This window comes from Bacteroidota bacterium (genome assembly GCA_030017895.1).
Classification (GTDB): Bacteria; Bacteroidota; Ignavibacteria; order UBA10030; family BY39; genus JASEGV01.
Genome location: JASEGV010000025.1, coordinates 25,234 through 38,748, shown reverse-complemented (window position 1 = coordinate 38,748; position 13,515 = coordinate 25,234). Strand labels below are relative to the sequence as shown.

The window sequence follows — 13,515 nt, the reverse complement described above, 5'->3', positions numbered from 1 at the left end:
CAAGAGGAAACATTTGACAATAACTATTAGCTCATGACGTTTTCGTCCGGCAGGAGCGTCTGACCTGAGACTTTCGATCTTTTGCTGTATCGGGCTAATCAGTTTATCCCAGTTAACTTTTTGTTCGATCAGTGTCAATGCCGCTTTGCTTTGGGTTTTTATATGTTTCTCAAAATTCTCGTTTGCTGTTTGAGTGAATAAATCGACATTATGTATTTTGTTGCTTCTGGTTGACATTTTTTATCCTATTTTTTTATTTGTATTAAGATAATACATAAATTAATATTTTAAAATAAAAATATCTCTTTTTATCAATTTTTCAGAAGTCTCTATTAATTATTCCGCCAAAGGCGGATAAACCCGCCATAAAGATCGGCGGGTGAAAATGCTTGATAATCCGTCTAACACATCCATCAGAGGCGGACAAGTCGGTAGTGTGTGTGTTAGAATTAGTATGTTTATTTGTTTTCATTCCATTTCAAAATAATCCGGTTTGCTTCTATCTAACAGACATTAAACTCCAAGCCCTCTATTTTTATTTCACGAAGTTACACGAAGCTTTATTAGCTTTGTGGCTCTTTGTATTTCTTTGTGTTTCTTCGTGTAAGTATTTTCACAGAGCCGCACGAAGAAATTTTACTCAATCTATTATCGCATCATGACCAAAGGGCTTGCCTTCGTCGAACACGGTATCGAACTCTATCAGCAAATATTCTCCACCAAAGGTGGATGCGCCTCTGGCGCAAAAGAACAACAACTTCGACTGTTACAAAATAAAGCTATATCTCTCGGCTTCCAACTTATTTCAACTTGATGTCATTAGTAGTGACTGGTTAGGCAACACAATGTTATAACGTTGTGTGACAATTCATTTCACACCTGAAGCCACGAATATGCTAATGCGGGCATATTCGTCCCTACAACTCGATTGCGCACAACAATTCTCACCAACATTATCTACCGCAACATTTTTTAGGCATGCTGCTGCAAACCATCTCATAATCTCCTCTCTATTGAAACCCATCCAGCGATCATGATGTTCGTATTTTAGAAACTCGAAAGTGTGCTCATCTAAATCCGAAATAATAAGTTTACCGCCCGGCTTCAAAATTCGCACCATTTCTTTTATTGCCTCCGTTGGCAATTCGACATGATGCAGATACATGTTGGCAAACACAAAATCAACATTTTCATCTGAGATAGGTAGTCTTTCTGCCTCTCCCAACCTGTAATCAACCTCAGCGATGCTGGCGAATTTTTTTCTCACCTCTGCTAACATTGCCTCGGACTGGTCAACAGCAATTACCTTCAAGCCTTTATGAATAAGCCCTTCTGTGATGAAGCCTGAACCTGCTCCAATATCTGCAGCAAGCTTGCATGGCTGGACACCCGCAACTGCAAAAGCTTTTTCTCTAAGTGACTCTGAAAAGAAACTTTTCCGCATCTTGTCCCATTGAGAGGCAACCTCATTAAAGTACTGTTTGTTGTTCCTAATACATTTTTTCCTTATTAACACACGGTTATTACGTGTGATGGAGTAATTTTGTTTCGCTTCACAATAGTAACAAAGCAATTATATTGTGAAAGCGAAATTAAGCGAACACAAGAATCTTTTTCAAACGAGTTAGTGACGCAATGCCTGATCGTATATTGAAAGTCAAATTAATATGTAAAATATTATTCACTGAATAATATAACTCTATTTTCTTACACCTTAGCGACTAAGAACGCAATATAAAATCAGTTTGGGGTCAATGTCATCTTATATTCACCCACTCCACAATGTCTTGAATTACTTCGATATCAACTGATTTTGGTAGATTGTATTCTTCAGGTTTGGCTTTCCCTTCGCCTGTCATAAATAAGTGATTGAGTTTAGGAAAGGACTTTAACATTACATTTTTATGGTCGGAAAGTTCTTTCTTCCAAGTATTAAAATCTTCCGTTGTTACTTGGTAATCTCTTTCTCCTTGCAAAATTAATATCGGAAGTTTCAAACCTTTTGCAGTTTTAACTTGGGCGTATTTTCCCAAATCGTAAAAATAACTTGCTGGTATTCCTATTAAGGGGGTTGAAGGGGGGAGGGTATTATTTTTCAAACTATCGACTTTCAATTTCAGGTCGGTTAAAAAACTCCGTTCATCATCGGAGATTGTTTCCTTCAAAGAATAAATGTATTCCATCTGTTCTAAAACTAAATCCTCAAGTTTGCGGGTAGGAGCAGCCATCATTACAATTCCGCAAATTGTTTTCGACTGCGAGGCAATCATCGGTGCTACCATGGCGCCCAAACTATGTCCGATTACAACGATTTTACTTATATCTACATCATCCCGTGAGTTTAAATAATTTACAGCTTCAAGCACATCATCTATAACTTCAGCTTGGATGTTGATATCTCCGGGCTTCATTTTACTGCCATGCAGTTTTGTCCGTTTATCGTAGCGGAGAACTGCAACACCTTTTGAAGCAAATCCCCAAGCTAAATCTTTGAAGGGTTTGTTTGGTCCGATAGTCTCGTCTCTATCATTCGGTCCGGAACCGTGTACCAAAATTACAACCGGAGGTTTTTCTATCCGTCGGGGGATAGTGAGAGTTCCTTTTAATCTCCATTCAGGTAAACCAAACTCAACCTCAACTTCCTTGAATTTTGCAATATTAACGTATTCGGGAATTCTGTAATCAACTTTATCAGTCTTAGGCGTTATCCAGAAGCCGGATATTTCCTGCTTATTGTTTACAACAATTTTGAAATTGAGCGATCCGTTTTCGAATTTACAGCCGAAGTCGAATGTCGTCAGTTCATTCTCTCCATTAGCTGACGGATTTACCAAAGTATCAATACCCGAAATAAATTTGCCAAACTGTTTCTCGATTCCCGGTATAATACTGCCGAGTTGTTCGACTGTAATTTTAGATTGAACCGTAGAATCGAAAAGTTGGTAGGCTTCTGCTATTTTGTTATCAAACAAAAGTTTTACAAATTTTCCTGCGATCTCTTTTTCTTGTGATGGAAGTAGAGACGGAAGGATGAGTAATAAACCAATTATTATTCTATTCATCTTTTACTACCACCGCCGTTCCAAAAACCAGAATTTCAGCCGCATTCTGCATTATATAACTTGTTCCGAATCTTGCATCAACTATTGCATTCGCTCCTAATTTTTCAGCTTCGGATATCATTCTGTCAACTGATTGTTCGCGCGATTCTGCGAGTAGTTTTGTGTATTCTTGTATTTCACCACCGACCAGATTCTTAAACAGTGCAACGATATCTTTTCCGATATGTCGCGCGCGGACTGTGTTTCCTTTTACTATACCGATTGTTTTAATAATCTTTTTTCCTGCTATGGTGCTTGAAGTTGTTACTATCATCTTATTATTTCCTTGTATTTATCAGTTTTTCTTAAAAATATTCGTTCACGTATGACGGAGATAAGTAAAATTGCCCCGCCCGCTATTAACATTAAGATTGCCGCCTTAAGAAACCATGCTAAAGTTGGATCTTGAATAACTGACTCGACAGCTTTGAAGCCGCCATATATTAAAACTATTATGGCTCCAATTGAAATCAATATCCAGGCAATTCCTCTTTCTAATCGCGAGTATATACCGAGCCAGTATTTATCCCACACTTCTTCAGGCGGTTTTTTAAATTTCATATTATTTGTTACCTCCTTTATCTTTTTAATTGATTGCCACTCTTCTTGATACTCATTTGATGAAGCTAATAAACTGTTGAACTCGACTTGCTCTGCTTCGGTTAGCATATTGTCTAAAGCTTTATTTAGCAATGTTTGGAAGCGATTTAATTCGGTGCTCATTGAAGCTCCTCGATTATTTTTCGTAATCTCTTTCGTGCGTAGTAAAGGCGCGACATTACGGTTCCTGTCGGTACTTGCAATAAACCGGCGATATCTTCATAACTCGTATTTAGAATATCCTTTGCGGTTATTATTTCGCGGTCTTCGGGCGTAAGTTTCCAGATTGCTTCCCAAACTATTTTTTTATTTTCGTTTTGTTCGATCATTTTATCAGTACTTTGACTTTCATCTTTGATATTTTCTAGATCTTCAAGTATTTCAGAAAAATTATTAGCACGATTCGATTTATCTCTCAAATGATTCAAACATAGGTTGCGAAGAATTTTATAGTACCAAGTGTAAAACTTTTTGGTTGTATCAAAATTTCTAATGGACCTGTATGCGCGTATAAAAGCATCTTGAGATAAATCGAGAGCATCATCGTGCGAACCAACGATTGAAAGCGCCGAAAAATAAGCGCGTTTCATATAAAGCTTCACAATTTCGCCGTATGCTTCTTTGTTGCCCTTTTGGGCTTTTGTTATGAGTTCTGCGTCTTTTTCAGTATCTGTCATTTGAGCTTCTGTATATGATACACTTGTGGAGGGAATTTATTCAATTTCGGATTTCTGATTTCGGATTTCTGATTTTTTCCTTAAATCCCAAATCATATCATCTCTTTCAGCAACTCCTTTTTCGGATTTGCTATAACGACTTTATTTACCAACAATCCGCGTTTAGCACATACTGAAGCGCCCGCTTCAACTGCCGAGCGGACAGCAGCAACCTCACCTGTCATTGTCACAAACGCTTTGCCTCCTAATGCCATTGCAAGTCGGACTTCAATCAACTTCACATTCGCTGCTTTTGCTGATGCATCTGCCGCTTCGATAAGTGAAGCAACACTAAACGACTCAACGATACCGAGCGCCTCAAGCACTTCAACCTGACTCATACCGGAGATTGCAGGGAAAACCGATTTATGGACATTGGGTATTACCATAGCATCCACTACACAACCGGCTCCAGTTCGTTCTCCGGCTTCAACACTTGCACGAACGGCTGCTACGTCGCCGCCAACCAAGACCATAAATTTTCCCGAGCAGATACTTCGCATAACGAGAAGTTCTACTTCCGAAGTTTTGAGCATCGTATCTGCTACCTCGAAGCCAGCCGCGATACTCGATAATTCTACAAGTCCTATTGCATTCATTTCTATCATATTAAATTCCTATTATTCTATGTTCGTTACTAATTTTATTCTTAATCTCTACTACTCTAAGCATATGAGTAAATAGTTATTTGTTCTTTCTTCGAGTGCTGTATATTACTTTAGGTTCTGAAATACGAAACCCAATCTCTCTTTTTGGTTTTTCAGGTGGTTGGAGAAGTTGGCGTATTGCTTCGATTATCGAATGAATTTCCTTATCGTGTGTATCAATTTTCGATTCAAGAATGTGGATTTTCTTTGATAGTTCTCGTTGCGTTGCAAGGAACTCTCTCAGTCGCACAAATGCTTTTACAATCATTATACTCATCTTTATAGCCCGTTCACTTTTCAGCACAGATGCGAGCATAGCAACACCATGTTCTGTAAAGGCGTATGGTAAAACATACGAATGCTTAAGTGTATCGAACCGGTGCCAATTTGTCACCAGTTCGTTTCGTTCTTTTTTCGTAAGCTTGAACATGAATTCACTTGGGAATCGGTCTTTATTACGTTTAACTTGACGATTCAAATATTTTGTTTCAACTGCATAGAGGTCTGCAAGGTCACGGTCGATCATTACCTTTAATCCTCTGATGATAAAGATTCGTTGTTCGATCAATCCTACTGGTATTATAGATTTTGTTTTCACCATACTAATATTCGAGCTTAGTTTGTTCCTCGTTAAAAATGATATCAAAATTTAAAATTAAAATTCAAAACCATAAATTCTATATCCAAAATCATAAATCTAAAATCACTCATCTCATTTCTTCTCAATCACCACTTCACTATTAATCTTTGTTACAACTCCGTCGATGCTTGAGTGAATACGTGCTCCTAATTTTCCATCCGGAATATCACCAATTACATCACCTATCTTTACTGCTTTTCCAACATTGACCATAGGCAAAGCGGGTGAACCGATGTGCTGTGAAAGAGGTATGCGAACAATATTAGGTGAAAATTTCACATCTTCAAAATGTGCCGGTCCATCGTAGCGATCAACACCTAATTTTTTTACGAGTTGTTTTAAAGGAGTTCGGCGACCTTCGCCAAGAGGGTGGACTTTAACATCGCGTTTGCCTTCCCACTTCATTCCTTTAGCGCGTAAATCCGATTTAGCACGGTCGCATGCTTCTTTTGGATATAAATCTTCAGGGCAGGCATACAACGTGCACAAGCCGCAAGCACAGCAAAGCTGAGCATATTGATTCCATAATGCTTCGCCGGTTACAGTAAAACCGAGGCTTCGCATAACTTTATGTGGCTGAACATCGTAGCCAAGCAAGTAACGCGGACAAAACTCCGTGCAGTAACTGCACTGGTCGCATGCTGATTTCCCGATTCGGTGCATCGAGGTCTCGGGTAAACTTTTACGTTTTACAAGTCGATGCTCCATAGGAAGAACAACAAGTCCGGCGCAAGTTTTTGTAATAGGTAAACTCATATCGGTTGTGAGCGTTCCCATCATAATACCGCTGATGAAGACGGCGAAGTCGGAAACATTAGCACCACCAGCCGCCGCGATTACTTCCGCAAAACTAATTCCGATAGGGACTAAAAGTGTAGATGGTTTATTTACTGCCCCAACAACTGAAATGTATTTGTGTGTAACCGGAATTCCTTCCGATGCCAGATACGCGTTACGTAATGTTTCCACATTATTTACAACGATACCTACATCTAATGGAATACCTTGTGGCGGAATTAAACGTTTTGTTGTTTCATAAACCAGAACATACTCATCACCGGTGGGATAAAAATCGCCAAGCCAATTTAGTTGGATGTTTGTATTTTCAGCCGCTTTCTTTAAACCCGAAAGAGATTCTTCGTGCTTTCGCTTTACGCCAATGATTGCTTTTTTTGAACCTGTAGAAACTAACCACTGGATCAGTCCACCCACAACCGCTTCAGGTTCATGTATCATTAATTCCAAATCTTTATGAAGGAGCGGTTCACACTCGGCGCCATTTGCTATCACATATTCAACTTTGGAAGAAGCCTTGATGTGGGCGGGAAATCCGGCACCGCCGCAGCCGACAACGCCTGCCGATCTGATTCTTTCTATGTATGTCAATTTTTAATCCTGTTAGTTAAGTGTTGGTTAAATATAATAAATTTCATCGAGTAATATTTTAAAATCAGGGTGACATAGTGCTTATAAAAATAACCTTATAGATATTGACCAGAATTTCGTATCTGTTAAAACATTACCAAAGAGTAAATCTACAGCACCATAATCGTTATGTTTGAAAGTTGCACCGAAATTTAATGTCAGTGATAATTCATTACGTGTTATTTCATTTTTATGCCCGTAGGTAAGAGCACTATTGTTGTAAATTTCACTAGTCAGAAAAGATTTTATTGTTTCACCTGATCTATATTTTGGTTCGACCCCACCTCGCAGAATTACATAATCACCATGATAATATTCGATAACTATAGGTAATCGAATGTCTATAGTTTCTGTCGTTTCTGATGGAGTTTTTGAAATATTTTCTGTAGTTGTAATGTTACCAATATAACTACGGTTCCCATTTTCTGAAATATTTGTTTTATGGAGAATATAATTCACTGAAATAGCACCAAAAGCCATAAAAGTTTCAGAAAAATTTCTTTCATAGCTGCAACCACTTCTGATATCTAAAACGGTTCCATCTCCTTCGCGTGTACTATTTAAAATATATTTATAAGCGGGTCCAGGCAAATATCTAACAGTGTCCATTTGGATTAAAATACCTTTTATGTCATACGAGGTATAGCCCGACTGAACCAAGAATCTGAGATAATGACTTTTATCCGGAGACGTGTAACTTAGTAACGCTGAAATTAATCCGCCTCGTGTATCGATATCTGTGGGTCCGATCCTCGCAAAATATTCTATCAAAGATGATGAACGAGTTGTTGTTTCATCCTGACTTTTGGATTGGTGTGATGAAAATAATAACGTTGTTTTCAAATCCAAAACAAATTTTGTAAAATTTAATAATGTTCCAGCATCAATTTTATGGATTGTTCCAAATTTTGATAAATCTAATAATCTTATATAATCATAATAATTTGATGAGGAAGAATTATTTCTGATTTGACTCGACTGGGTTCGTGCTTCAAATTTTAAAAAATGATAGCTTACACCGGCAGTTACTTCAGAGCTGATAGGGCTTGAAAAACTTAATCTTGTCCCATATTTTTTGGGAGAGTTTTCTTCTGTAAATGTATTTATATAATCTTGGTCTAAACTAGAAGAATTATATTCTGTTGTGTTTTTGTATTTTTTCAAACCTTCAAGATTGATAGATATACCTAATGATTTGTCTACAATTGGAACAAACCCCCCTAAAAAGAATTTACCATTATCCTGAATAGATCCTAAATCACCAAAAATTTCATTTTTATTACCCTCTATCAAATATGCTGGATTGCGGAAATGGTCTGAGTAATCGTCCAGTATTAGACCGAATGAGCCTTCAGAAAATGTCCGCATTCTTTGCGATTGATATGAGTCTGTGGGTTTTGGAAGTGTGAAGATATTATCAAAGACTATCGAAGTGCTATATGGGTCACTCAGATAGTATTGGTAATATTGAGCATTTGAATTGTGATAAATGAGGAGGCTTAACATGGCTAAAAGAAATCCGTTATGTTTCATAAATAAAACTCCTTAATATTGATTGATATTTTATTAATTATAAAGGCGATTATTTCTTTTTTTGAGCAAGTAAGTAAAAATCATTATTCAGCCAACCAACAACCACTTCGGGTTCATGTTTCATTAATTCCAAATCTTTATCCAAAAGTGATTCGCATTCAGCTTTATTTGCTATTACATATTAAACTTTTAATGCTGCCTTGACGTGAGCAGGAAAGCCCGCACCGCCGCAACCCACCACACCGCTGCTTTTTATTCTTTCTACATAATTCAAATTAATTACCTTTCAAGATTAATTTACCGGTAGCGTTTACCTTTATCCAGTAACCTTTTCCGGGTAAAATTGTGTTCACATCAATATACGAATTATCGTATCCGTAAAAACTTGAAGAAATTATTTCACCTGGAATTGTCTGAATTGAAGAGACTAAGATCGGCTGAGACACAGAGCCGATTAAATTCCAACCTGCTGCAACATCAATAGTGCCAGTTAAAAATTCAATTCCTGTAATATTAAAGTTCATTGTTGAATCGAATTTCAACCAATATCCGATTCCTTTTTTCAATGAATCGGTTTGAATATACTGCCCATCGTATGAAAATGCAAACGAAGTTGTATTCGTAAAGAGCGAGTTTATCCGACCATTATCGACTGAAAGTGGCAAAGATATTAAGTTCCATCCTTTATTGACTGCAACTGGGATGCGTTGGGTTCCTTTTCCCGATACTCTGATTGTATCTCTCAAATGTTCATCGTTGTGATTGATTATAATGAAAGATGATATGCTGTCGGAATTTGTAGGAGAAAATGTGATATAAAATTTTCGATTTGTATGAGGTAATATAGATGTACTTGTCGGATTTATTGAAAAACTCGATGGGGTGGAGGTGGTAATGTTCAAGCTGCTGCCTCCTGAATTATAGACGATTATACTATCCGTTTTTGATGATGAAAACGGTAAAGTTCCGAAGTTAATGGATTTTTTATCGATTGAGATAATCGGCTTTAGAATTTCAGTCATTGCAGTGCCGGTAGAAAATGGAGATGTGAAATTTAACAAAGCTCCGATAGTAGGAACGATATCGGGAATTCTACGTTTGGTTGAGGAAACTCCTTTCTTTGCTCCACTGCCAATTGCGAGTAATTGGATTCTTCTGCATCCCCAGCATCCATCGCCGTGGCTTACAAACCCTGTTGAAACACCATCGAGATGACGACCGTGGTCGTTGGTTACAAAGAGTGTAGTTTGGTTTTTAAATATCGAATCGCTTTGAACGTAATCCCAAATCATTCCTACAATGCTATCAGCAATTGTTATTTTACGCGTGTAGTTGTTCCAATCACCCGAGTGACCGGCAGCGTCAACATCGGCGAAATAGATTACAGAAAATATAGGATGATGTGCATTTAGTTTTTGTTTTGCAAGATTCCATACAAAGAGGTCGCTCCAGTAACCGTCTTGCATTATATACCAGGGCCAATATTGAGGACCGTATTGTGGATGGTAGCTTGGCAGCCAAGGTCCTGATAGTTGTTTAAGTATATACATCGCATTAGTTGAATCCTGATTTCGGTGTTTTCTGAAATATTCCCAAACAGTTGGGTCGAGAGTATATTGGGTTGCAACACCACCGATAGTTGTATCGCGAGGAGTTTTCCACGAACCCGACCAGATTGCCGGGATCGCTCGCTTTGTTACTGTTACACTGTCGTTGAGGAATGTATCTACAACAGCGGATTGGGTAGCGAGTTGTTTCATGCGTGGAATATACTGCCCTGTGGGATCGCCAAGTGTTTCAGAATATCTCGCTCCATCAATGATTACAAGAATGGCATGCTGTTGTGCAGGTTGAGAATAAAGGAGCGAAGAGCTTAGAGCAGAGAGCAGCAAGCATAGTGTGTAAAGAAAAAAATAATTTAATCTGTTAATCGCCATTAATGCTACGTAACTTTCTTTTTTAACTCGGCTAACTTTTTTAAGGCATCTAAAGGAGTTAATTTATCTATATCAATTTTTTTTATTTCATCTCTTATTTTATCGTCTTTCATCTCGAACAAAGTGAGTTGTACTTCGGCGGGGGCGATGCGTCCCTTCACGCTTTCACTTTTGCCTTCATCGTGTAAAATTAATTCAGAGCCTTCAAGGTTTTTTAAAATCTTCTTTGCTCTATCTGTTACCTCCTCAGGCAAGCCAGCCATCTGCGCAACTTGAATTCCATACGAATGGTCGGCGAAACCAGGAGTAACTTTGTGCAAGAAAATTACTTTATCACCATATTCACGCACATCGACTTTATAATTTTTGATTCTCGGGAATAAATCAGCAAGCTCGTTCAACTCGTGGTAATGCGTTGCGAAAAGTGTTTTCGCGCCTATCCGGTTGTGTAAGTGTTCAGTCAAAGCCCAAGCAATACTGATTCCATCGAATGTACTTGTCCCTCTTCCGACTTCGTCGAGAAGAATTAAACTTCTTGGAGTTGCGGTATTCACAATGTGAGCCGCTTCGTGCATTTCGACTAAAAAAGTACTCTCGCCCGAAGCAATATTATCGCTGGCTCCTACGCGCGTATAGATTTTATCAACAATCCCGATGTGAGCTTTTTTTGCGGGGACGAAGCTGCCAATCTGTGCAAGCAAGACAATTAGACCAACCTGCCTTAGGTAGCTGGACTTACCGCTCATGTTGGGCCCGGTAATAATCAGAATCTGATTTTCCTCGTTGAGCAAGTAAGTATCATTTGGGGTGTATTGATCGCCTGGCGGGAGCAGTCGCTCAATTACTGGATGTCGTCCTTCAATAATATTTATTAAGTTTCCATCGTCAATTTCAGGATATGTGTATTCTTGTTCAACTGCTGTTTCAGCTAATGAGGCAAGCGCATCAATCGTTGCTGCAAGTTGAGCGTTTTTTTGTATTACCGCAGCTTGATCGGCTGCTTTCAAACGTAGCTCGTTAAATATTTCTGTTTCGAGAGCGACAATCTTTTCTTCAGCATTTAAAATCTTTTCTTCATACTCTTTAAGCTCAGGAGTAATAAATCGTTCACCGGTTGAAATTGTTTGTTTACGAATGTAATCAGAAGGAATTTTATCTTTGTGTGTATTAGTAACTTCAATGTAATAGCCGAACACATTGTTAAAAGCCACCTTAAGTGAATTAATTCCAGTCCGCTCTCGCTCTTTTAATTGGAGATTGGCGATCCAACTTTTACCGTTGAGTGTAATATCTCTTAACTCATCTAATTTCGAATTACATTCTTTCTTAATTACACCGCCATCAGCTAACGAAAGGGGAGGTTCATCGTTAATTGTTTTTGAAATATCATCAATCAAATCAGATAGGATTACAAACTCGTCTCTAATCTCTGAAAGTGTCAGGCATTCTGCCTTATTAATAGCCGATTTAAGGTTTACGACTTGCATTAAATTGTTTTTTAGAGCAATCATTTCGCGAGGATTAGCACGTCCGGTGCAAACCTTTGCAATCAAACGTTCGAGATCTCCGAAATTTAGAAGAACATCACCAACCTTACGGAGCATGTCCGAATATTTTACCAATTCACCCACTGCTTCCAATCGTTCTTGTATCGGTTTGATGTTGAGCAATGGTTGAATGATCCATCTTTTTAGTAAGCGTCCACCCATGGGAGTTTTTGTTTTATCTAAAACCCAGAAAAGTGTTCCCTCTTCTTTACCTTCAATAGATTTGGTGATTTCTAAATTTCTTTTAGTCGATGGGTCGAGAGTTATATACTCGCTTGTGTTGTGTGGGAAAATTTTCTTGATGTGTGTAAGATTGGCTTTTTGAGTTTCCTGAAGATAGTTGAGAACAGCGCCCGCTGCTACGATTCCGACGCGAGATCCTTCAATTCCAAAACCTTTTAACGATTGAGTTTTAAGATGTGTGATGAGGAGCTCGTAACTGTAATCATAATTAAAAATCCAATCATCCAATTTGGTGAATATACTTTTGTAACTTTCTTTAAGAATATTTTGGATTGTGTCGATGTCTCTTTTTTGAACTAAAATTTCAGCAGGATTGAAAGTTTGAATCTGATCCTTTAAGTTTTTGAGTGGGAACTCGCTGACACCGAATTCAGCCGTAGATACATCCACGAAAGCAAAGCCGATTATATCATCGCTTGTAGCTAAAGGTGAAGGGAGATAAACTGATGCTAAATAATTGTTTTGCTTGGTTTCTAAAATTTTTTCGGAGAACGAAACCCCTGGTGTTACAACTTCAATCACATCCCGTTTTACAATCCCTTTTGCAAATTTTGGATCTTCTAATTGTTCGCAGATTGCAACTCGTTTTCCGGCTTTGAGAAGTTTTGGTAAATAATTATCGAGGGCGTGATAAGGGAAGCCGGCGAGGGGCGTTTCTCCCGCATTTCCATTCCCTCGTTTTGTAAGTGTGATACCTAAAATTTTTGATGTAACTTTTGCATCGTCGTCGAAAGTTTCATAAAAATCTCCCATCCGAAATAGTAAAATTGTATCAGGGTATCTTGCTTTTACTTGTTGGTACTGCCGCATCAGCGGTGTTGATTTGATATTTGTAGTTGAACTCATTAAAATTTATAATAATTTCTGAAGTTACGCAAAAGAGTCATTCTGAACGAAGTGAAGAATCTGAAACCTCAAATTCAGGCTATTTTTAGATGTTTCGCTTCGCTCAACATGACAAAAAGTCAATTCTGCGTAACTTCAGATAATTTTATGAAATAAACGGAATTTAGGCGATAAAAACAATTTTAATTGTCAATGGTCAATAGCGTTTGGTAAGTTATAATTACTCCATCAATCCAATATTCCCACTATCCATTTCTTCACAGCTTTAATGTTCAACCCT

At 38.1% G+C, this 13,515-nt stretch carries 13 protein-coding genes; 1 reads left to right on the top strand and 12 read right to left on the bottom strand.

Annotated elements, in window-relative coordinates; genetic code table 11:
- On the bottom strand, positions 1-237 hold a 237-nt coding region (locus QME58_06560; protein MDI6803493.1), incomplete at its 3' end, for an IS5/IS1182 family transposase.
- Between the two features lie 421 nt (positions 238-658).
- Between QME58_06560 and QME58_06555 the strand changes: the two genes are divergently transcribed.
- A complete protein-coding gene (locus QME58_06555) occupies positions 659-814 on the top strand; it encodes a hypothetical protein (GenBank protein ID MDI6803492.1) in 156 nt (51 codons plus the stop codon).
- A gap of 54 nt (positions 815-868) precedes the next feature.
- Here the strand turns inward: QME58_06555 and QME58_06550 are convergent, their stop codons facing one another.
- The 11 genes from QME58_06550 to mutS all read right to left on the bottom strand — a co-directional run bounded on the left by QME58_06550 (position 869) and on the right by mutS (position 13,235).
- Positions 869-1,516, bottom strand: coding sequence for a class I SAM-dependent methyltransferase (locus QME58_06550; protein ID MDI6803491.1), 648 nt, complete (start codon positions 1,514-1,516; stop codon positions 869-871).
- Between the two features lie 241 nt (positions 1,517-1,757).
- Positions 1,758-3,062 (bottom strand): alpha/beta fold hydrolase, encoded by a 1,305-nt coding sequence (locus QME58_06545; GenBank protein ID MDI6803490.1) that lies wholly within the window; start codon positions 3,060-3,062, stop codon positions 1,758-1,760.
- Complete coding sequence (locus QME58_06540) at positions 3,055-3,375, bottom strand: YbjQ family protein (GenBank protein MDI6803489.1); 321 nt, start codon at positions 3,373-3,375, stop codon at positions 3,055-3,057. The genes QME58_06545 and QME58_06540 overlap by 8 nt, the downstream gene beginning before the upstream one ends.
- The gene (locus QME58_06535; GenBank protein MDI6803488.1) at positions 3,372-3,824 is read right to left on the bottom strand and encodes a hypothetical protein; all 453 of its coding nucleotides are present in this window, start codon (positions 3,822-3,824) and stop codon (positions 3,372-3,374) included. Before QME58_06535 ends, QME58_06540 begins: the two co-directional genes overlap by 4 nt.
- Positions 3,821-4,378, bottom strand: coding sequence for an RNA polymerase sigma factor (locus tag QME58_06530; protein ID MDI6803487.1), 558 nt, complete (start codon positions 4,376-4,378; stop codon positions 3,821-3,823). The genes QME58_06535 and QME58_06530 overlap by 4 nt, the downstream gene beginning before the upstream one ends.
- Positions 4,379-4,470: 92 nt before the next feature.
- Positions 4,471-5,016 carry a BMC domain-containing protein gene (locus QME58_06525; GenBank protein ID MDI6803486.1) on the bottom strand — a complete coding sequence of 182 codons (546 nt, stop codon included), beginning with the start codon at positions 5,014-5,016 and terminating at the stop codon, positions 4,471-4,473.
- A gap of 85 nt (positions 5,017-5,101) precedes the next feature.
- On the bottom strand, positions 5,102-5,665 hold the full coding sequence (locus tag QME58_06520) for an ORF6N domain-containing protein (protein MDI6803485.1): 564 nt from the start codon (positions 5,663-5,665) through the stop codon (positions 5,102-5,104).
- Between the two features lie 111 nt (positions 5,666-5,776).
- Positions 5,777-7,090, bottom strand: a complete 1,314-nt coding sequence (locus QME58_06515; protein MDI6803484.1) for a 4Fe-4S dicluster domain-containing protein — start codon at positions 7,088-7,090, stop codon at positions 5,777-5,779.
- 81 nt (positions 7,091-7,171) lie between these two features.
- Positions 7,172-8,662, bottom strand: coding sequence for a hypothetical protein (locus QME58_06510; GenBank protein MDI6803483.1), 1,491 nt, complete (start codon positions 8,660-8,662; stop codon positions 7,172-7,174).
- Between the two features lie 275 nt (positions 8,663-8,937).
- Complete coding sequence (locus tag QME58_06505; GenBank protein ID MDI6803482.1) at positions 8,938-10,599, bottom strand: hypothetical protein; 1,662 nt, start codon at positions 10,597-10,599, stop codon at positions 8,938-8,940.
- 5 nt (positions 10,600-10,604) lie between these two features.
- Positions 10,605-13,235 (bottom strand): DNA mismatch repair protein MutS, encoded by a 2,631-nt coding sequence (gene mutS, locus QME58_06500; GenBank protein ID MDI6803481.1) that lies wholly within the window; start codon positions 13,233-13,235, stop codon positions 10,605-10,607.
- Positions 13,236-13,515 lie beyond the last annotated feature (280 nt).

Excerpts from the sequence above, each read along its gene's own strand:
- QME58_06525 (MDI6803486.1), bottom strand. The coding sequence starts at position 5,016 with ATGAATGCAATAGGACTTGTAGAATTATCGAGTATCGCGGCTGGCTTC.
- QME58_06535 (MDI6803488.1), bottom strand. The coding sequence starts at position 3,824 with ATGAGCACCGAATTAAATCGCTTCCAAACATTGCTAAATAAAGCTTTA.
- QME58_06540 (MDI6803489.1), bottom strand. The coding sequence starts at position 3,375 with ATGATAGTAACAACTTCAAGCACCATAGCAGGAAAAAAGATTATTAAA.
- QME58_06555 (MDI6803492.1), top strand. The coding sequence starts at position 659 with ATGACCAAAGGGCTTGCCTTCGTCGAACACGGTATCGAACTCTATCAG.
- mutS (MDI6803481.1), bottom strand. The coding sequence starts at position 13,235 with ATGAGTTCAACTACAAATATCAAATCAACACCGCTGATGCGGCAGTAC.
- QME58_06545 (MDI6803490.1), bottom strand. The coding sequence starts at position 3,062 with ATGAATAGAATAATAATTGGTTTATTACTCATCCTTCCGTCTCTACTT.
- QME58_06505 (MDI6803482.1), bottom strand. The coding sequence starts at position 10,599 with ATGGCGATTAACAGATTAAATTATTTTTTTCTTTACACACTATGCTTG.
- QME58_06520 (MDI6803485.1), bottom strand. The coding sequence starts at position 5,665 with ATGGTGAAAACAAAATCTATAATACCAGTAGGATTGATCGAACAACGA.
- QME58_06510 (MDI6803483.1), bottom strand. The coding sequence starts at position 8,662 with ATGAAACATAACGGATTTCTTTTAGCCATGTTAAGCCTCCTCATTTAT.
- QME58_06530 (MDI6803487.1), bottom strand. The coding sequence starts at position 4,378 with ATGACAGATACTGAAAAAGACGCAGAACTCATAACAAAAGCCCAAAAG.